General features: G+C 73.2%; 17 protein-coding genes. 7 read left to right on the forward strand and 10 right to left on the reverse strand.

Going from position 1 to position 19,772, the window contains the following annotated elements:
- Positions 1-33: 33 nt before the first annotated feature.
- The 5 genes from ppk2 to ACN6LD_RS20845 form a co-directional block, all read right to left on the reverse strand.
- Complete coding sequence (gene ppk2 / locus ACN6LD_RS20825) at positions 34-852, reverse strand: polyphosphate kinase 2 (protein WP_319195149.1); 819 nt, start codon at positions 850-852, stop codon at positions 34-36.
- 156 nt (positions 853-1,008) lie between these two features.
- Positions 1,009-1,992, reverse strand: a complete 984-nt coding sequence (locus ACN6LD_RS20830; RefSeq protein ID WP_445043966.1) for an aldo/keto reductase — start codon at positions 1,990-1,992, stop codon at positions 1,009-1,011.
- 168 nt (positions 1,993-2,160) lie between these two features.
- Positions 2,161-2,334: a hypothetical protein gene (locus ACN6LD_RS20835; protein ID WP_319195152.1), complete on the reverse strand. Its 174-nt coding sequence runs from the start codon at positions 2,332-2,334 to the stop codon at positions 2,161-2,163.
- A 44-nt stretch (positions 2,335-2,378) separates the two neighbouring features.
- Positions 2,379-2,735 carry a PRC-barrel domain-containing protein gene (locus ACN6LD_RS20840; protein WP_319195154.1) on the reverse strand — a complete coding sequence of 119 codons (357 nt, stop codon included), beginning with the start codon at positions 2,733-2,735 and terminating at the stop codon, positions 2,379-2,381.
- A gap of 110 nt (positions 2,736-2,845) precedes the next feature.
- Positions 2,846-4,897 (reverse strand): SpoIIE family protein phosphatase, encoded by a 2,052-nt coding sequence (locus ACN6LD_RS20845; RefSeq protein WP_445043967.1) that lies wholly within the window; start codon positions 4,895-4,897, stop codon positions 2,846-2,848.
- A 270-nt stretch (positions 4,898-5,167) separates the two neighbouring features.
- Between ACN6LD_RS20845 and ACN6LD_RS20850 the strand changes: the two genes are divergently transcribed.
- The 6 genes from ACN6LD_RS20850 to ACN6LD_RS20875 all read left to right on the forward strand — a co-directional run bounded on the left by ACN6LD_RS20850 (position 5,168) and on the right by ACN6LD_RS20875 (position 13,626).
- A complete protein-coding gene (locus tag ACN6LD_RS20850) occupies positions 5,168-5,908 on the forward strand; it encodes a hypothetical protein (RefSeq protein WP_445043968.1) in 741 nt (246 codons plus the stop codon).
- A 72-nt stretch (positions 5,909-5,980) separates the two neighbouring features.
- A complete protein-coding gene (locus ACN6LD_RS20855; protein ID WP_319195158.1) occupies positions 5,981-7,078 on the forward strand; it encodes a hypothetical protein in 1,098 nt (365 codons plus the stop codon).
- Between the two features lie 102 nt (positions 7,079-7,180).
- Positions 7,181-7,681: a GNAT family N-acetyltransferase gene (locus tag ACN6LD_RS20860; RefSeq protein ID WP_319195159.1), complete on the forward strand. Its 501-nt coding sequence runs from the start codon at positions 7,181-7,183 to the stop codon at positions 7,679-7,681.
- Between the two features lie 100 nt (positions 7,682-7,781).
- Positions 7,782-8,696 carry an amidohydrolase family protein gene (locus ACN6LD_RS20865; RefSeq protein WP_445043969.1) on the forward strand — a complete coding sequence of 305 codons (915 nt, stop codon included), beginning with the start codon at positions 7,782-7,784 and terminating at the stop codon, positions 8,694-8,696.
- A gap of 179 nt (positions 8,697-8,875) precedes the next feature.
- Positions 8,876-10,672, forward strand: coding sequence for an RNA ligase family protein (locus tag ACN6LD_RS20870; protein WP_445043970.1), 1,797 nt, complete (start codon positions 8,876-8,878; stop codon positions 10,670-10,672).
- A complete protein-coding gene (locus tag ACN6LD_RS20875) occupies positions 10,672-13,626 on the forward strand; it encodes a poly(A) polymerase (protein WP_445043971.1) in 2,955 nt (984 codons plus the stop codon). The genes ACN6LD_RS20870 and ACN6LD_RS20875 overlap by 1 nt, the downstream gene beginning before the upstream one ends.
- Before the next feature lie 76 nt (positions 13,627-13,702).
- Here the strand turns inward: ACN6LD_RS20875 and ACN6LD_RS20880 are convergent, their stop codons facing one another.
- The gene (locus ACN6LD_RS20880) at positions 13,703-14,890 is read right to left on the reverse strand and encodes a cytochrome P450 (protein WP_445043972.1); all 1,188 of its coding nucleotides are present in this window, start codon (positions 14,888-14,890) and stop codon (positions 13,703-13,705) included.
- A 225-nt stretch (positions 14,891-15,115) separates the two neighbouring features.
- On the opposite strand from ACN6LD_RS20880, the gene ACN6LD_RS20885 reads away from it, so the two are divergent.
- The gene (locus ACN6LD_RS20885; protein ID WP_319195594.1) at positions 15,116-15,451 is read left to right on the forward strand and encodes a YnfA family protein; all 336 of its coding nucleotides are present in this window, start codon (positions 15,116-15,118) and stop codon (positions 15,449-15,451) included.
- Between the two features lie 82 nt (positions 15,452-15,533).
- On the opposite strand, the gene ACN6LD_RS20890 is transcribed toward ACN6LD_RS20885, so the two are convergent.
- From ACN6LD_RS20890 to ACN6LD_RS20905, 4 genes are all read right to left on the reverse strand, one after another.
- Positions 15,534-16,556 carry a LacI family DNA-binding transcriptional regulator gene (locus ACN6LD_RS20890; RefSeq protein WP_445043973.1) on the reverse strand — a complete coding sequence of 341 codons (1,023 nt, stop codon included), beginning with the start codon at positions 16,554-16,556 and terminating at the stop codon, positions 15,534-15,536.
- A 74-nt stretch (positions 16,557-16,630) separates the two neighbouring features.
- On the reverse strand, positions 16,631-17,467 hold the full coding sequence (locus tag ACN6LD_RS20895; protein ID WP_057576935.1) for an ATP-binding cassette domain-containing protein: 837 nt from the start codon (positions 17,465-17,467) through the stop codon (positions 16,631-16,633).
- Positions 17,464-18,459 carry an ABC transporter permease gene (locus ACN6LD_RS20900; protein ID WP_319195588.1) on the reverse strand — a complete coding sequence of 332 codons (996 nt, stop codon included), beginning with the start codon at positions 18,457-18,459 and terminating at the stop codon, positions 17,464-17,466. Before ACN6LD_RS20900 ends, ACN6LD_RS20895 begins: the two co-directional genes overlap by 4 nt.
- Positions 18,460-18,612: 153 nt before the next feature.
- Entirely contained in the window at positions 18,613-19,629 is a 1,017-nt protein-coding gene (locus tag ACN6LD_RS20905; RefSeq protein WP_319195587.1) for a sugar ABC transporter substrate-binding protein, read from the reverse strand.
- Between the last annotated feature and the right edge of the window lie 143 nt (positions 19,630-19,772).

Below are 19,772 nucleotides of genomic sequence, written 5' to 3' on the forward strand. Positions count from 1 at the left end.
GGCCACCGGAGACGGCGCCGAGCAGGACGCCGCTCACCGTTCGCGGGGCACCGCGCTCGCCGCGTGGTCGGCGACGTAGGTGCGGAGATCGCGTGGCGGGCGCTGGTAGCCCGTCGAGGCCGGCCGTTCGGGGAGCTCCAGCACGGGCGGCGGCACCTCGTGGTAGGGCACGGACGACAGCAGGTGGGCGATCATGTTCAGCCGTGCGCGGCGCTTGTCGTCGCTCTCGACGACGTACCAGGGCGCCTCGGTGATGTCGGTGTGCACCATCATCTCGTCCTTGGCCCGGGAGTAAGCCTCCCAGCGGGTGATCGACTCCAGGTCCATCGGGGAGAGCTTCCAGCGCCGCAGCGGGTCCTCCAGCCGGCGCCGGAAGCGCTCCTGCTGCTCGGTGTCGCTCACCGAGAACCAGTACTTGCGCAGCAGCACGCCGTCCTCGGCCAGCATGCGTTCGAAGATCGGGCACTGGCGGAGGAAGAGCTGGTGCTCCTCCGGCGTGCAGAAGCCCATCACGTGCTCCACGCCGGCGCGGTTGTACCAGGACCGGTCGAACAGCACGATCTCCCCGGCCGCCGGCAGGTGCTCCACATACCGCTGGAAGTACCACTGGGTGCGTTCCCGCTCGGTGGGCTTCGGGAGTGCCGCGATGCGCGCCACGCGCGGGTTGAGGTGCTCGGCGACCCGCTTGATCGTGCCGCCCTTGCCCGCCGCGTCCCGCCCCTCGAAGACGATCACCAGCCGGGTGCCCGACGCCCGCACCCACTCCTGCAGCTTGACCAACTCCGTCTGCAGCCGCAGCAGTTCCTTCTCGTACGCCTTGCGCGGCAGTGCCGCCGCCTTCTTGCCCGACATGCCGCCTCCACCGCCCGTGACCCCTGCGCCGACGGCCCGGGGTTCTCACCCGGGCCGAGGTCGAACACCAGGACGCCACCGTACTGACCACCGGCGCGCCGCGCACCCTGGACGCGCACGGCCGGTCCGGCGGCCGCTCGCCCGGCGGTCCGCCCGTCACGCGCCGACCGGCGCCCGTTCGTCGAGGAGCCCCGCCTCGCGCAGGTCGGACCAGAGCCGGTCGGGGATGCGGACGGCGAACCCCGCGGCGTCGAGGCGCACTTCCTCCGGGGAGCGCATGCCGAGCACGATGCCCGCGACCGCCGGGTGCCGCAGCGGGAACGCCATCGCCACCTGGGGAAGCCGCACGCCGTGCGCCTCGCAGACGGCGGCGAGTTCGCGCGCCCGTCGCAGGACGTCGGGCGGGGCGGGCGCGTAGTCGTAGGCCGCTCCTCGCGCGGGCCGCGGCGTGGCGAGCAGCCCGGAGTTGAAGACCGAGGCGGCGAGGACGGACACCCCTCGCTCGGTGCACGCCGGCAGCAGGTCTTGCAGCGCGCTGTGGTCGAGAAGCGTGTACCGCCCGGAGAGCATCACCACGTCGGCGTCGGTCTCCCGCACCAGCCGGGTGAGCATCCCGGGGTCGTGCATGCCCGCGCCGACCGCCCCGACCACGCCCTGGGAACGCAGTTCCGCGAGTGCGGGGAATCCTTCGCGCAGCGCCGGGCCGAAGTGCTCCTCGGCGTCGTGGAGAAGGAGCACGTCGACACGGTCGACGCCCATGCGGGTGAGGGAGTCCTCCACGCTGCGCAGCACACCGTCCCGGGAGAAGTCCCACACCCGGCGGTGTGTGGCGGGCACGCGGAACCTCTCGTCGGTGCGGCCCTGCGGATCCTGCGGGACGAGGAGGCGGCCCACCTTGGTGGAGAGGGTGAACGTGTCGCGCGGCATCTCCCGCAGGAACTCACCCGTGCGGCGCTCGGACTGGCCGATGCCGTAGTGCGGCGACGTGTCGAAGTACCGGATGCCGCACTCCCACGCGGCGTTCAGCGTCGCGGTCGCGGTCTCGTCGTCGAGCGGGGCGAAGAGCCCGCCGATCGGTCCGCCGCCGAAGCCCAGCTCCGTGACCTCCACCGCGCTGCGCCCGAGACGGTTGGTCCTCATCAGGTGGTCCTCATCCGGTGTTCCCGTCGTGCGTCGTGCGTCGTGCATCGTGCGCCCGGCATCCCGTGTCTCCGTCGGAGGTCGGCCTGCCGTGCCCGCGGCGCGCTCCCCCGGCTGGACGGGAGGGGCGCGGCTGTCAGGGGGTGATGCGTTCAGCGGACGCTGCGGTCAGCGGACGATGCGGTGCTTTCGTCCACCGCGGCGGAACCGGGCGGCGGCGTAGGCGAGATCGGCGAGCAGCACGACGGCGCCGATGACGAGCAGGTAGAACAACCCGTGGGCCGCGAATCCGATGATGCCCAGGACGAGGGCCACGAGGATCAGGAACAGGAACAGGGTCATCGTCTCTCCCCATGGCGGGCTTCGGCGCTTCGCGGCTGCGCCGCTCAGCGGCGGGCGAGCCGGCGTTCGCCGCCGGCGCCCGGCAGGTAGTCCAGCTCGTAGTGGGCGAAGACCTTCGGCTCGTCCGGTGCGAGCAGCTCGCCGTCGACGTCGATCGACGGGGCCTTCTTCACCGCGTTCTTGCCGTAGGCCACCTTCAGGTGCCCGGGGCCGACCGTCGCCCCGGCGAGCGGGACGAACACCAGGCGGCGACGGGTGGGAAGACCGACGGTCACGGTGGCGAAACTGGGTGTGTCGGTCCCGGTGTCCACGTACACCGACTCCAGGACGCCGATCCTGTGCCCCTGCGGATCGACCACGTCGTGACCGCGCCAGTCACGGATATCGCTGGCTTCGAACATGAGCAACCTCCGCAGGTGCGGGTACCCGGCTTCGCGCCGTGGATGTCACCGCCGGCCCGGCGGTGGGGGAGAGGTGACGGGCGGCGCCGGTCCCGGCGGTTCGCGGCCGGTCACTGCGGGCGCGCCATCAGTATCGCGACGTCGTCCTGGGCGGGGTGCGGGAGCATCTGCCCGAGGACGCCGTCGCAGAGCTCCGGCAGGGGCCGTCCGGGTCGCCGCAGCGCCCGGGCAAGCCGGTCGAGCCCCTGATCGAGGTCGCGGTCCCTGGCTTCGATGAGGCCGTCGGTGTACAGGACGAGCAGACTGCCGGGCGGCAGCGGGACCTCCTCGGTCTCGAACTGCTGCCCACCGGTGCCCAGCGGCGTGCCCGGCGAGCCGTCGAGGAAGGCGACCGCGCCGTCGGCCGTCACCACGGCGGGCGGGGGGTGCCCGGCCCGGGCGACGAGGCATCCGCCGGCACGGGGGTCATGGACGGCGTAGACGCAGGTCGCCATCTGGTCGTCGCCCATGTCGGCCACGACGTCGTCCAGCGAGCGGAGCATGCGGGCCGGGTCGACGTCGTGCCGGGCGAGCGTGCGCACCGCCGTGCGGAGCTGGCCCATCACCGCCGCGGCATGGATGCCGTGCCCCATGACGTCGCCGATGACGAGCCCCGTCCGGCCGTCGGGCAGCGCGATGACGTCGTACCAGTCGCCGCCGACGTCGTGCTCGCTCGCCGGCCGGTACCGTCCCGTGAGTTCGAGGCCGGGGACCACGGGCAGCGCGCTGTTGGTGAGACTGCGCTGCAGGGTCAGGGCCGCCGCCCGCTGGCGGGTGTACATGAGGGCGTTGTCGATGTTGAGGGCGGCGCGCGCCGCCAGTTCGTCGACGAGCACGCAGTCCTGGTCGTCGAAGGGCTCGCGACTGCGCAGCCGCGTCACCACGATCGCACCGAGGACCTTGCCACGGGCGACCAGCGGGATCAGCCGCGCGGACCCGAGGCCCTTGAGGTAGGCGCGCAGCTCGTCGGCGCGGGGGTCGGTGACCAGGGCGGGAACGTCGGACCGGTAGAGGTTGGTGGGGCGGCCGTCGGCGATGACCCGCTCGTAGAGGGAGCCGGCCGAGATCCGGGAGGTCATGCCCGCACGGAGCTTCGCGGTCGGGGCGGCGGGATCGGGGAAGAGCGCGGCCATCCGACGGACCACGCCGCGGGTGACGGCGGTGGACTCGTCGGGCGCCAGGACCTCTTCGAGGAGCTGCACGTCGGCGGAGTCGGCGAGCTGTGGCACCAGCATCTGCACGATCTCCTCGGCGGTCTGCCGCAGGTCCAGGGTGGTGCCGATGCGGGCGCCCACCTCCGCCAGCAGCGCGAAGCGATGACGGGCGCGTTCGGCGTCGCGTTCCGCCTGCTGGCTCTCGGTGATGTCGATGAGGGAGGCGATCACGCCCAGGGTGCGGCCGCCGCCGTCGAGCAGCGGGGCGTAGGAGCACGACCACGTGCGGTCGCGGCCGGGGTCCGCGGGGGTCCGCCCGGTGCGGCGGACGTCGACGACGGCCGTGCCCCGCTCCAGCACCTCCTGCATCGTCGCCTCCAGCGCCACGGCGTTGACACCGGGCACGACCTCGGTCAGCCGTCTGCCGAGGTGCTCCGCGGCGGAGGCGCCGTTCATCCGGGCGAGGGCGTCGTTGACACGGAGGAAGCGCAGGTCGGCGCCGAGGGTCGCCAGCCCGATGGGCGACTGGCTGAAGAGGCTCTCCAGGGCCGCGAGGGAATCGCGCATGCGCAGGACCTGCGAGGTCTCCACGGCGATCAGCAGAGCTCCGGGCCGGCCACGCGCATCGGCGGCCGGGACGATCCACATCTCCATGGTGACCTGGTGGCCGTCCCGGTGGCGCACCGACAGGGTGCCGACCACGGTCTCCCCGCCCTGGACGCGGTGGGTGAGGTGGTCGGCCAGCTCACGGTTGCCCTCGGGGACCAGAAGGACCGACGCGGGCTGGTCGAGGACGTCCTGCGGCCGGTACCCGAGCAGATCCTGGGCGGCCAGCGACCACTCCACGACGCGGCCGTCCGCGTCCTCCCGCCACAGTGCGATGGGAAGCAGCTCCCGCAGTACGCCCGCGTACCCGACAGCTCCACAAGGCTGTGCGGGCGCCGCGCGCGCCCGGTGAGGGGCTTCCACCGCGGTACCTCCCCATCGGCGTGGGCGTGGAATATATGAAAACACCATATCCGGAACATTCGGGGCGGCGATGCTTCGGTCGCGGAAGCGAGGGAGGGCGTCTCCTGTCGCCACCACGTGAGTCGGTGGCGCTATCGACGTGTGCGGCGTGTGCGGCGCGTGCGGCGCGGGGGCGGCGGCCAGTGATATCGTCGAAGTGACGATATTAAGTAGTGACGATATCGGGTCGGTGTCACCGGCACCGCCACCGCCGCCTCCGGAAGGACCACCATGCCCACCGCACTCCGCCCTCCCGCCCGGTCCGCAGGCAGCGGCGGCGCCACGACGGTCCGGCTGCTCCCTCAGGACCCCGAGTGGCTGTGGGACTTCTACATGACGCACGACCTGCTGCTCGCGCCCTGTCACGCAGCCTGGGCGGCCCGCAGGCACGGCGTGGACGAGGACATCGCGCCCGCCTGGCCGCCCGGGCTGGAGAACCTGACCGGGCTGAACGCGCCGGCCTGCCTCGACGCCTGGGCCCGCGTCCACCACGCGCTCCCGCGGGTCCTGCGCGACCGCGCACTCCTGCACGACGACCGGGCGGACCCCGCCCGCCGCGGCACGCTGCGCGCCCCCGACGGCCGGCCGCTCGTCCCGCTCCACCCCGTCACCGTCTCCGAGGACGACCTGAGGGCCCTCGGACGGGTACGACGCGCGATACGCGCCGGTGCCGGGGCGATGCCCTCGCTGGTGGTCTCGAGGCGCCCCGACGGGTCGGCCGACGTCCACGGGGTCGCCTCACCGGGCGACTACCGGGGCACGGTGGACCGGACCGTCGCGGTCCTGTCCCTCGCTCCCGACGACGACACCGACATGCTCGCCGAGGCCCTCGCGCCGGGAACGACGACTCCCCGCACCGACCTGTCCGACGAGCAGTACGCGGCCTACCGGCGCTTCGCCGACCGGCTCGCCGCGGCGGCCATGACCGGCCGGTCCGGCGGCGACCGGGCGCTGTTCAGAAGCCGCTACTGACCGGCGTCCGACAGCGCGCCCGGTCGGGGGCCCGTGCCCTGCACGGTGCGGCTCTCTGACAGGCTCGGGCCCGTGACGTACGTAGTGACCGTGGACACCTGCATCCCGGAGGGCACTCCGGAGATGGACCCGCTGCAACGCGCCGGCGCGGTGGCGCTCATCGAGGACGGATTCGCCTCTGTGCGGTCCGTCGAAGGACCGGAGGGGGTGGAAGTCGCCCTGCTCGACACCATCGTGGCCGTCCACCCCGGCGGCGCCCTGCTGAAAGTGATCGTGGACGCTCCGGCCCTGGAGTTCGCCGAGGACACCGTGCAGGCGCTCGTGGACGAGCTGCTGGAACGCTCGGCTCTGCTGGCCGACTGGACGATCGAGCGGTGCGAGGTCGAGCTGCACCAGGACCTCGCCAAGGAGAGCCTCGACGCGGCGGAGGGCCCCGATGCCCCGCCCGACGACCTGGCCGTCCGCAAGGCCCGGCACACCGCCGGTCCGTCGGGCGACGGCCCGGCTGCGGGTGACGAGGCGAAGGCGCAGGCCGCGGCGGTCCGGGCGCGGACGCTGCGGCTGGCCGCAGCCCTGCGGTCGTTCCCGCCCGCGACATTCGGCGCGTCCGCGGCGGCCGGCGCCGATGGGAGGGGAGCCGCCGGCCTCGCCGCGGGCGCCCTGGTCCACGCGACCGACACCCTGGTGGACAAGCTCTTCGAAGACCTCCAGGTCCTGACCCAGGAGGACGCGGCCGTCGCCGAGTGCGAAGGCCCGCTGTGGCACCTCGAGCACCTTCCCGACCGTTACGCCCTCCAGTACGACGCCCGCTTCGCGCGCCGCTTCCTGGTGACCGTGATCGCCATGACCACCCGCTTCACCGACGGCTCCTTCCAGCGGCTCAGCTGTGTGGCCGAGGGACTCGCCCTGCGGCTGCTCCTGAACGAGACGACCACGACCCTGGAGCGGTACCGGCTCCTGGACGACGACGTGTCCGCCGCTCTCGACGCGTTCGCCGACCATGTGTACGAGGGCATGGGCCACCAGTGGCTCTACGACGACGCCCTGGGCGTGAGCGACGGAGCGTCCGCCGACGCCGGACCGAGGGCCGCGCCCCTGGCGTTCAGGTCGTGGTTCACCCCCTTCGACGAGGGCGGGTACGCGCACCCGTCCGCGGTGGACGACGTCTGAAGCGGCCCGGTCCGAGGCGACGGCGCGGCGGACGGGACGGGTCCGCGAGCGGGCAGCGGGGGCCGGGAACGCATCCGGCTGCCGTCGTGTGATGCTGGCCCGATGACTGATCGACGCGAGGTCTCCGTCGTCCGCTGGCCCGGCCGGACCCGTTCCGCGGACGACGGGCCGGCCGCACTGCTCGCCGCCTACCACCTGCGGACGGAGGCGGAGAAGGGTGCGGCCGTCGCCGACGTGGACGCCCTGCCGGAGCGCTACCGCAGGGAGATAGCGGACCCGCGGACGGTGTTCGCCGACGACGTCGTGCTCGTGGCGCTGATCGGGGACGCCGCGGTGGGCTGCCTGGTGGTGACCGCCCCCGCCGACGGGCGCTCCGAGATCAAGAGGCTCTGGACGGACCCGGCGGTCCGGGGCCGGGGCGTCGCGTCCGGCCTGCTCCGTGCGGCGCTCGCGCATGCCGCGGAGAACGGCGTGGGCTTCCTGAGGCTTTCGGTGTGGGCCTGGCGGACCGGGGCCCTCGCCCTGTACGAACGGTTCGGCTTCGCCGTCACCGAGTCCTGGGACGAGCGGGACCTGCTGGTGTGCATGGAGCGCGCCGTGTGAGTGGTCCCCGCCGCCGAGGCGCCGCAGGTGACGCATGCCTCACGGGTCGCTCGCGCGGGGGAGTGGACCGGCGGCCGCACCCGGGTCGATCGTGGGCGACATGAACGATCACCGAGGTGTCAGCAGTGACGTGCCGCTGGGCGACGAGGCCGGTGAGATCCGCCGCTTCTGGGGACGGCTCGGCCTGCCCGGGCTGGTCGACGTGCACACGCACTTCATGCCCGAGCGCGTCCTGCGCAAGGTGTGGGACTACTTCGACGGGGTCGGGCCGCTGACGGGCGGGCTCGAATGGCCCATCACCTACCGCAGGGACGAGGCGGAACGGACGGCACTGCTCCGCCAGTTCGGCGTGCGGGCCTTCACCGCGATGCTCTACCCCCACAAGCCCGGCATGGCCACGTGGCTGAACGGCTGGGCGGCCGACTTCGCCCGCCGCACCCCCGACTGTCTGCACACGTCCACGCTCTACCCGGAGCCGGGCGTCGAGGCGTACGTCCGGGAGGCCGTCGAGGCGGGCGCACGCGTCTTCAAGGCGCACGTGCAGGTCGGAGCGTACGACCCGACGGACGAACTCCTGCGGCCCGCCTGGGCGTTGCTGGCCGAGGCGAGAGTCCCCGTGGTGATCCACTGCGGCTCCGGACCCGCGCCCGGCAAGCACACCGGACCCGAGCCGATCGCGCGGGTGCTGGCACGGCACCCCCGGCTGCGGCTGATCGTCGCCCATATGGGGATGCCCGAGTACGAGGACTTCCTCGACCTGGCGGAGCGGTACGAGGAGGTGCGGCTCGACACGACGATGGCGTTCACCGACTTCGCCGAGGAACTCAGCCCGTTTCCCCGCCGCGCCCTGCCCCGGCTGGCCGCGCTCGGCGACCGGATCCTGCTCGGCACCGACTTCCCGAGCATCCCCTACCGCTACCTCCACCAGCTGCACGCCCTGGAACGCCTTGACCTCGGCGACGAGTGGCTGCGGTCGGTGTGCCACGACAACGCGGCCCGGCTGTTCGCCGTGTGAAACCCGCCCGCCCGCCCCGCAGAGCCTTCCGGGGCGGGCCGACGCGGTCGCCGGCGCTACTTGGTGAGCGGCGACAGCTTGGGGTCGCCGGCGTAGGCCTCGGCCGCGTTCTGCGGCGCGCCGGGCCGGCCGGTAAATCCGATGGAGGGCGGCGTTTCGGCGCTCCTATAGTGGCCCGCATGCGCGCCTCCTACCCTCGAACCCCTCATTTGCCCTGGTCACCTGGCATGTCATCAGACGATGTGCGGGCCGGTGGGCTGAGCGGGCTCGCCGGGCGGGAGGTCGTCGTCACCGAGAAACTCGACGGAGAGAACACGACTCTGTACGCGGACGGGCTGCACGCTCGGTCCGTGGACTCGGCGCACCATCCGTCGAGAACGTGGGTCAAGGCGCTGCAGGGGCGGGTGGGGGCGCGGATCCCGGCGGGGTGGCGGGTGTGCGGGGAGAACATGTACGCCCGGCACTCGATCCCGTACGACGACCTGGAAGGTTATTTCTACGGGTTCTCCGTGTGGGACGAGCACGACCGTTGTCTGGGCTGGGACGAGACCGTGCGGTTCCTGCGGGCGCTCGGCGTGCCGACGCCGCCGGTGCTGTGGCGGGGTGTGTTCGACGAGCGCGCGCTGCGCCGCCTGCGGGTGGAGACCGGGCGGCAGGAGGGGTACGTCGTGCGGACCGTCGAGGGCTTCGCACGCGACGACTTCGCCGGGCGGATCGCCAAGTGGGTACGGCCGGGACACGTCACCACGGACACCCACTGGATGCACGCGGCCGTCGTGGAGAACGGGCTCGGTGCAGGGGCCGCGCTGTGGGCCGTGCGGTCCGGGGCGGACCCGGACGCGAGGGCGCTGGCCCGGTACGTGGAAGGGCGGAGCGCCAACGGCGAGGGGGACGGTGACCCCGACGCCCGTGCGCACGCAGAAGCAGACGCAGAAGCAGACGCAGACGCGGACGCGGAGGCGGCCGCCGAGACGGGCGCGCGGCTGGCCGCGCTCGGCCGCGGCGGTGACGCCCGTCTCGCGGGGGTGCTGGCCGCGCTGCTGCACCGCACACCGCGGGCGTCGCTGATGCGCAGGGCCGCCGGCCCCTTGGGGGTGCCGCTCGCGAGGCGCGTCGCCGACCTGGTCGGCCTGCACGCAGCACTGCACCGGCCGTACCCCGACGCGGAGCGGCGGGCCGGGCTCGTACGGATGTCGTTCGCGGCCGACCTGGGTGTGCTGCACGCCGTCGCGGCGGCGGCCGCGGGGGACGACCGGACGGCGCGCGATCAGGCGGAGTGGTCCGCGCTGCACGCGGAGGAGGCGGGGCTGCTCGTGGATGCTCCGCTCGCACCCCTGCAGTCCGGGCTGCGTGCGGCGCTGGCACGGGACGGGATCCGCGGCGAGGCGGCGGACCGCTGCTGGGCGGAGACCCGGGAGACGTACGCGAGGGGGCGGGTCCGCACGGTCGAGGAGGCGGTCGCGGCGACATGGCGGTGGCGGGGCGGGGGCTTCCCCCGGCTGGTGCACCTCGTGGGCCCGTCCGGCAGCGGCAAGAGCGCCTTCGCGGCGCGGCTCGACGGCGTGTCGGCGCGCGTCGAGCTGGACGCACTGCGTGCGGCGCGCGGCTCGCGGGCCGATCAGAAGGCCAACGGGGAAGTGCTGCGGGAGGGTCTGGACCGGCTGGACGGAGCGCTCGCGGCCGGCGGCACGGCGGTGTGGGACGCGACCTCCCTCAACCCGCAGCAGCGTTCCCTGGTCCACGCCGTGGCGCGTCGGCGCGACGCGCTGGTCACCCATGTCGTCGTCCTCGCCGACGAGGACGAGCTGGGACGGCGCAACGCCGCCCGCGCGCATCCGGTGCCCTCGGACGTTCTGGCGGGGCAACTGCGCCGGTTCGTGCCGCCCTACCCGGGCCAGGCGCACCGCACCTGGTACGTCGGCGCGGACGGGACCGTGCAGGACCGCGACGGCACACTGGAGGGGGAGGACGTCTGATGCGTACCAGCGAGGAGATCTACCACCGGGTGCGCTGGGACGCGCGGTTCGACCCCGCGCGGTTCGTGTTCGGCATCCATCAGCGGGGCGCCGGGCCCGAACGCGTACCGCTGGCGACGTTCGTGCCGGGCGGCGAGATCCCCTGGCACCGGGTGCTGTTCGTCGAGGCGGACGGCGAGATCGTGTGGGACCGCGCCACCGGGGTGGACCGCGTCGACGCCTCCGGCGCAGGCCGGGTCCGCGAGGCACGGCGGCTGCGGGCGCCCTTCTTCACGGCGCGCACGCCGCACGCGTGGGACGCGGCCGCCGGGCGGTGGCGCCCCGCGGCGCACGACCAGGGGGAGCCGGGCCGGGACCGGATCCGGGTGCTGACCTGGAACACGCTGTGGGACCGCTACGACAGCGACCGCATCGACACCGCCCTGCGCCGTCCGCTGCTGCTGGAGGCGCTCGAGCGTGCCGACGCCGACGTCATCGCCCTTCAGGAGGTCGAGTCGGGGCTGCTGACCATGCTGCTGGAGGCGTCCTGGGTCCGGGCCCGCTACACCCTCGGCGCCGACCCCTACGGCAAGGACGTCGACGACTGCGGTCTGCTGCTGCTCAGCCGGCTTCCGGTGCGGGAGGCCGCGCTGCACGCCCTGGGCCGCCACAAGGCCGTCACCGCCCTCGTCGTCGACACCGCGGCCGGACCGCTGACGGTGGCCGCCACCCATCTGACGAGCGACCACTCCGAGGACGGCCCGGCCCGGCGCGGCGCCGAACTCACCCGGCTCGCCGAGGGATCGGCGGGCGTGCCGGGTGGCCTGGTCCTGGTCGGCGACTTCAACGACGGCGGCCCCGGACCGGCGCGCACGCTCGGCATGCTCGACGCCTGGACCGAGACCCACGGCCCGCACGACGACTCGCCCACCTTCGACCCGGGCGGCAACCCGCTCGCCGCCGTCTCCTCCCTGTCGGGCCGCGTCTCCCGGCTCGACCGCGTCCTCGTCCGCCCCGCCGGCGGCCCGCGCGTGAGCGGAGCGACGCTGCTCGGCACCACGCCCACCCCGGAGGGGCTGTTCGTCTCCGACCACTACGGGGTCGCCGCCGACCTGTACTGCGGCGTCGGCACGCCCGTCGACGTCCTCGACCTCGCACCGACGCCCCGTACGGCACTGGCATGGGTGCCGCCGGGCGAGCTGTGGCCGGCGCTCCAGGACGTGCGCAGGGACCACGACGTGCAGATCCGGCGCTGGCCGCCGCACGTCAACGTGCTGTTCGGGTTCGTCCCCGAGGCCGACTTCGAGCGGGCGGCCCCGCTGCTCGCCACGGCCGCCGCACAGGTCGAGCCGTTCACGGCACGGCTCGAGGGAGTGCACACCTTCGCCCACGGGCGCGACGCCACCGTGTGGCTGGACCCGGCGGCGGACGACGGGACGCCGTGGGCGGAGCTGTGGCAGGCGCTCGTACGGCGATTCCCCCGCTGCCGTGGACGCCACGACGGATTCACCCCGCACCTCAGCCTCGGCCGGACCGGCGATCCGCACGCCGTCGCCGCCGACTGCGCGGCCCGGCTCGCCCCGATGACCGCCCGCGTCGGCGAACTCGTCCTGCTGTCCCGGCGGGGCGACGAACCGATGCGGCCGCGGGCCACGGTCGCCCTCGGCACCGGCGAGGTGCGGTGGCTTCCCGAGCCGGACCTCGGCCGGCCCGACCGCGGACGGCAGGACTGGGCCTCGCCCCCGGCCGACGCGAAGGTCCGGCCGGCCGCCGACGAAGCGGCGGCCCGGCACGTCGTGCGGCGGCTCGCGGACGCGCTCGGCGAGGGCGTCGTCCATCTCGCGGGCTCGCGGCGCATGGGCTGCGCCCTCGCCGGATCCGACCTGGACCTCGTCGCGGCGCTGCCCGGCGCCGTGGAACTCGCCGCCGTGCGGGAACGGGTGGTGGCCGCGCTGCCGCAGGCAGCACGGATGCGGGACGTCGTCGGCGCGCGCGTGCCGGGACTGCGGTTCCACGCCGAAGGTCTCGACGTGGACCTGGCAGTCGTCGCCACGGGGACGGTGCCGGCTGCGGAAGCCCTGCCCCGGCGGGCCGAGCTGGGCGAGGCCGCGGCGGTCGCGTTGAGCTCGGTGTCCGACGCGGAGGCGGTCCTGGCGGCCGTGGGCGCACACGGCCTGCCGAGGTTCGCGGAGCTGGCCCGAGGCGTCAAGGCGTGGGCGCGGGCCCGAGGGCTGGACGGAGCGCCGTTCGGCGGCCTGCCCGGCGTGGCGTGGGCGGTGCTCGCGGCGCACACGGTCGGTCGGTCGCCCGACGTGCCGGACCCCGACGAGCTGCTGCGACGGTTCTTCGGGACCTGGGCGGCATGGGACTGGCGCGAGCCGGTCGGCCTCACCGGGGACGGGCGCGAGACCGGCGGGACGCACCGCCACCGGAACCGCCGCCGCACGCCGCAGGCATACCCGACCCACCACGCCCTGACCGTGCTGACACCCGGCGCGCCCGTGCGGTCCTGCACCGAGCAGGTCGGCCCGCACGGCCGGGACCTGCTGGGCCGCGAGCTCTACCGGGCCTGGGAGACGGTGGAGGAAGCCGCCCGGGCCGGCGCCGATCCATGGCCCGCACTGCTGTCCCCGCCGCCCCTGCACCGGCGGCACGCGGCATGGGCCGTGGTGACCGTGCGAGGGCGGCGGGACCGGGACTTCGACGAGCTGAACGGGCGGGTACGCGGACGGCTGCGCGCACTGCTCGCGGCGTTGGAGGAGGCGGGGGTGGAGGACGCCCACGCCTGGCCGCGACTGTTGCCCCCGGGGGCGGCGTCCGGCGGGGAACGCACGGGCGCGCGCTACGTCATCGGGCTCGGACGCACGCCGCCCGGCGCGGAGCGGCTCGCGGACATGGCCGCCCGGTGGGCCGCAGGCCTGCCGGGCGTGGAGGTGGCGCACGTCGACGCGGGAGCGGTCCCCACGCTGCGATGAGCCCTGCGGCGTGGGAACCGGCGCCTCCTCCCTGCCCGCGCGCGGCGGCGCCCACACCGCCGTCGACGCGCAGTGGTCAGGCGGCCTTGCGCGCGACGAGCCGCACGGGCACCTCGGCGTACGTGTTCAGGATCGTGTTCTCCGCGATCACCGGGTCGCCGGTGAGCTCGATCCGCTCGACGGAGTCGAGCAGCGCGTGGATCAGGGCGTGCAGCTCGAGGCGGGCGACGCCGTGACCGACGCAGCCGTGCGCGCCGTAACCGAACGCGAGGTGGTCGCGCGGATTGCGGCGCAGGTCGAACTCGTCCGCGCGCTCCCACTTGCGCTCGTCACGGTTCGCGGAGGCGAACAGGGCCCACACCCGCGCGCCCTGCGGGATCGTCACCCCGCCGAGCCGCGTGTCGCGCGCGGCGACACGGGTGAGGCCCCGCACGGGAGTCTCGAACCGCAGGAGTTCGTTGATCGTCGAGGCCACGAGTCCGGGCTCGGCGCGCAGGGCGGCCCACTGGTCCGGGCGCTCGGCGAAGACGACGAGCAGATGGCCTATCGCGGCGGCCGTGGTCTCCAGCGACGGGCCGATGAAGTCGACGAGGAGGAGCGGGCACTTCTCCCGGGGGATGACACCCTGCTCGGCGGCCTCGAGCATGGCGGCGCCCGGACTCCCGGGCGCGGGCTCGCCGTTCGTCGCGAGCTCGTGGGCGAACGCGAAGAGACGCTGCGTCATCTCCATGTTGTGCGGGGTGCGTTCGGTGACCGGGCCCAGCAGGTCGTTGCCGACCTGTCCCCACTCGTAGAGGTGCTCACGGTTGCGGTCGGGCAGGCCGAGGTAGTCGGGTATGACCAACATGGGCATCGCCTGGGCCAGTTCGGCGACGCCGTCGATCGCACCCCGGGCGACGACCTCGGCCACGAGGCCCCGTGCCTTGCGGGCGATCTCCTCGCTGCGACCCTGCACGGAGCCCGGCCGAAGTCCGGCCCCGACGACGGAGCGCAGCACGTCGTGCTCCGGCGGATCGCTGACCAGGGTGACGCCCCGCATGATCCGGTTGACGTCGGGATCGAATCCCACGCCCTCGCCGGAGAGAAACGTGTCGTGGTCGGCCAGCGCGGCCTTCACCTCTTCGTACCGTGTGAGCGCGTAGACGTCCGGTCGGTGCAGCCGGACGACGCCGCCCAGCTCCCGCAGCTGCCGGTACTGCTCGTAGCGGATGCGCCGGTCCGAGGAAGCGAACATGTCGATCTCTGCGCGGGGCACGACGGCCATGGGTCTCTCCTGGAGGTGCGTGGGGGGACGGTCGACGAACGGCACATGGGGGGACGGCCGACGAACCGGGCGCGGGGGAGGGATGGTCGACGACGTTCCTTCCTGACCGGGCCGGCCGGACAACCTTCCTGATCTTGCTCGGGCCGAGGCGTGGCGAAACCCCCGTCCGGCCGCGCCGTGGAAGGGGCGCCGAAGCGCGGTGGTCAGCTGCGTAGAGTGCCGCCCATGACCGTCGCGCGCTCCCTGCTCCTGTTCCTCGTCGCCGCCGTGTTCGAGATCGGCGGGGCGTGGCTGGTCTGGCAGGGGGTGCGCGAGAACAGGGGCTGGATCTGGGCGGGCGCGGGCGTCGTCGCCCTCGGCCTGTACGGGTTCGTCGCCACCTTGCAGCACGACGCCCACTTCGGCCGTGTACTGGCCGCCTACGGTGGCGTCTTCGTCGCCGGGTCGATCGCCTGGGGCGTGATCGCCGACGGCTATCGACCTGACCGGTACGACGTCGTCGGCGCCCTCGTCTGCCTGGCCGGCATGGCCGTCCTGATGTACGCGCCGCGCGGGACCTGACCCGGACGGCCGCGCGCCTCACGGGGGCGCGCGGCCACCGCACGGCTTCTTCGCCGCCGTCTGAGCGCCGGCCGGCCGGGTCCTACGCCCGGGGCGCGCGCTGCTCCCCCGAGCCGCGGACGATCAGCCGGGTGGGGACGGTGATGGTGTGGGCGCGGCCGCGGTCGCTGTCGAGTCGGGACAGCGCGGTGGTGGCCGCCGCCCTGCCGAGTTCCTCCGCGTCCTGGGCGACCACGGTCAGAGCCGGTTCGAGGGCCTCGGCGAGCGCCACGTCGTCGAAGGCGACCACGGCGACGTCCTTGCGTCTGCTGCGGGCGAGTTCGGCGACTATGCCCAGCGCCATGATGTTGTTGCCGGCGAACAGCGCGGTGGGCGGATCGGCCAGGCCGAGGAGCCGGGCGGTCGCGGCCTCGGCCCCCTGCTGGTCGTGGGCGTTGGTGATGAGCGAGCGGTCGTGGGCGATGCCGGCCTCCTCCAGCGCGGAGCGGTACCCGGCCAGACGCTCGCGGCGCGTGTACAGCTTCACGGGCAGGTCGCCGACGAAGCCGATGCGCCGGTGTCCGTGGGCGATGAGGTGGGCGACGCCGTCGTGGGCTCCGGCACGGTTGGAGCTGACGATGCTGTCCGCGGCCAGCCCGACGCCGGGACGGTCGAGGAAGATGACGGGGAGACCCGCCGTGCGGTGGGGCTTGAGGTGCGCGTGGTCGGCGCCGACGGACGGGACGACCATCAGGATGCTGACCCGGCGGGCCAGGAACTTGTCGGTCAGGGCGCGTTCACGGTCGGGGTCGTCCGCGGAGGAGCCCATGAGCAGGGTCAGTCCGCGGTCGCGGACGGTGTCCTCGATGGCGCGGGCCACGGCGCCGAAGAACGGGTTGGCGAGGTCGGGGATGACCAGGCCGATGGTGGTGTCCGGGCCTCCGACGCGGATGTTGCGGGCCATCAGGTTCGGCTGGAAGCCGAGCCTGGCCACTGCGGCCAGTACCTGTTCCCTGGTCTGCGCGGAGGCGGGCCCGTCCTCGTTGAGGACCCGGGAGACCGTCTTGGCGCTGACGCCGACTTCTCGCGCGACGTCGGCCAGGGTGGGGCGGCGGTTGGCTGCCATGGAGGTAACCGTCTCCTGAGGGCTCTCGGTTCCGGCCGCGGCCTCGGCCGGAACGGCGAGAGCGGGTTGTGCTGTCAGGTGGCCTGGACTCCGGCGGCCTTGGCGGCCTCCGAATCCGCTACGACAGTATCTCCGGCCTCGTCCACGGTCAGTGCGCCGGTCATGATGGCGACGACCTCGGCCATGGAGTAGTCGGAGGGCTTGATCAGGGCGGCGCGCCGGCCGAGTCGGTGGACGTGGATCCGGTCGGCGATCTCGAAGACGTGGGGCATGTTGTGGCTGATGAGGACCACGGGCATGCCCTTGTCGCGGACGCGGCGGATGAGGTCGAGCACCTGGCCGGACTCCTTGACGCCGAGGGCGGCGGTGGGTTCGTCCATGACGACGACCGAACGGGCCCAGGCGACGGCGCGGGCGACGGCGACGGCCTGGCGCTGTCCGCCGGAGAGGGTCTCCACGGCCTGGGTGAGCGAGCGCAGTCCGATCTTCAGGTCGGCCATGTGCTCGGCCGCCTCCTGGCGCATGCGCTTCTTGTCCAGCATGCGCAGGGCACTGCCGAGGACGCCGGGACGGCGCAGCTCCCGCCCTAGGAACATGTTGGAGGCGATGTCCATGGAGGCTGCCACGGCGAGGTCCTGATAGACCGTCTCGATGCCGTGGGCCTGGGCGCTTTGCGGGCCGGAGAACGTGATGGGGCTGCCGTTCAGCCGGATCTCGCCCGCGTCCGGGACGACCGCGCCGGTGAGGGCTTTGATGAGGCTGGTCTTGCCTGCCCCGTTGTCGCCGATGACGGCGAGGACCTCGCCGGGCAGGAGGTCGAAGTCGGCGCCGTCGATGGCGGTGACCTGGCCGTACCGCTTGACCAGACCGCGGGCCTGCAGCACGGGCGTGGGGGAGGAGGTGGCGCTCATCGGGCCTTCTTCCGGGAGATCTGGTCGACGGTCACCGCGAGGATCACCAGGACGCCGGTGATCAGGGTCTGGTAGATGGAGGCGACGCCCATCAGCTGCAGTCCGTTGCGGAACACGCCGACGATGAGGACGCCGATGAAGGTGCCCAGCACCGAGCCGCGTCCGCCGAAGAGGCTGGTACCGCCGAGGACCACGGCGGTGATGCTGTCGAGGTTGTCGGTCTGTCCGGCCTGCGGATCGCCCACCCCGGTACGGGAGATGAGCAGCAGGGCGGCGATGCCGTACAGCAGGCCGGCCACCGTGTAGATGCCGATGGTCAGACGCGAGGTGCGGATGCCGTTGAGACGGGCGGCCTCGGCGCTGTTGCCCAGCGCGTACACGTGGCGGCCCCAGCCGGTGCTGCTCAGCGCGTAGGCGAGGAGGAGGAACAGGGCGATGGTGACCAGGGAGCCGTAGGTGATGTCCGTGTGACCGAGGGGGAAGGTCTCACCGAGGGCGGTCAGCGGGCCGGGCAGGCTGGTGACCGTCTGCTCCTCGGAGTAGATGTGGGTGAGTGCGAACGCCACGTTGAGCATGCCGAGGGTGACGATGAACGGCGGCAGCGGGATCTTCTGCACCAACAGCCCGTTGAGCAGCCCGAAGCCGCCGCAGACAGCCAGGCCCAGAGCGATCGCCACGAGCGGCGGGACGGAGCCCTGCGCGGCCATCTTGGCGATCACGATGCTGCCGAAGGCCATCACCGCTCCGCACGACAGGTCGATCCCCGCCGTCAGGATGATCAGGGTCTGCCCGATGGCGAGGGTGCCCACGACCATGACCTGCTGCACGATCAGTGAGAAGTTCCCGCCGGTCAGGAACTGGTCGGTCGAGAAGGAGAAGAAGGCGCAGGCCAGGAGGAGGGCTGCCAGGGGTCCGGTGGTCGGCGCCGTGAGCAGTCTGCGGACCGTGGTCGGTGCTTTGAGCTCCGAGTACGGCGTGGTCGTGGCTGTCATGCGAAGTCCTTGTCGGAAGACAGATGTCCTTGTCGGAGGACGGGGGCCAGGGCCCCCGCCGCCGGGACAAGGGGGGCGGTCGTCCCGGCTCGGGGAGGTGGGCCGGCCGCCCCGCTGAAGGGAGTGACGTGTCGTACGGTCCTACCGGGCGGCTCAGCCCCAGCAGTTCTCCAGGCCGTAGGCGGTGTCCTTCGACGCGACCCCGTCCTGTGCCTTGTCGCTGATCAGCGTGACGCCGGTGTCGGTGTAACCGGACGCCTTCGTGCCGTCCTTGGCGTACGTCACGACGGCCTTGACGCCCTCGGCCGCCATCTTCAGCGGGTACTGCTGCGACGTCGCGGCGATCTTGCCGTCCTTGACGGCCTGGGTGCCGGTGCAGCCGCCGTCGACGGAGACGATCAGGACGTCCTTCTCCCGGCCCTTCGCCTTCAGCGCGGTGTACGCGCCGAGCGCCGCCGGCTCGTTGATCGTGTAGACGACGTTGATGTCAGGGCTCTTCTGGAGACAGTTCTCCATCGCGGTCTGGCCCTTGGCCTGGTCGCCGCCGGTGTCCTGGGCGCACAGGACGTCCTTGTCGGTGGCGCCGAAGCCCTTCAGGAAGCCGTCGTGCCGCTGGACGCCCACGGAGACGCCCGGCGCCAGGTCGAGAGTGGCTATCTTCGCGGCCTTGCCCTTCATGGCGGCCTTGGCGTACTCGCCGATCAGCTGGCCGGCCTTCAGGTTGTCGGTGGCGAAGAGGGCGTCGACCGCGCTCTGCGGGTCGGTCGGCGTGTCCAGGGCGATGACCAGAACGCCCTTGGCGCGCGCCTTCGCGATCGCGGGCACGATCGCCTTGGAGTCGCTCGGCGTGATCAGGATGCCCTTGACCCCGGCGGCGACCATGTTCTCGATGGCGGTGACCTGCCCGGCGTTGTCCCCGTCGAACTTGCCCGCAGCGGTGGACAGCTTGGCGCCGTTCTCCTTGGCGGCCTTCTCCGCGCCCTCCTTCATCTTCACGAAGAACGGGTTGGTGTCGGTCTTGGTGATCAGCCCGACCTTGACCTCGCCCGAGCCGGAGCTCGAGGAGCCCGAACCGGAGCCGGACCCGCAGGCCGTCAGGGTGAGGGCCGCGACGCCCGTGGCCGCGGCGACTCTGAGGAGGGAGGAGGACAGGCGAGTGGTGCGAGACATGATCGACTCCTGTGGGATAGCGGGCGGCACCGGGTAGGGATCAGAGCGTGCCGCCCGGGGTGTCATCGTTGACTTATGTCATCGTTGACACTTCCTGGCGAGGATGATGGACTCCGGATCCCGGCAACGTCAATGCCTTCCAC

The sequence above is a fragment of the Streptomyces sp. SAS_272 genome, from assembly GCF_052543235.1.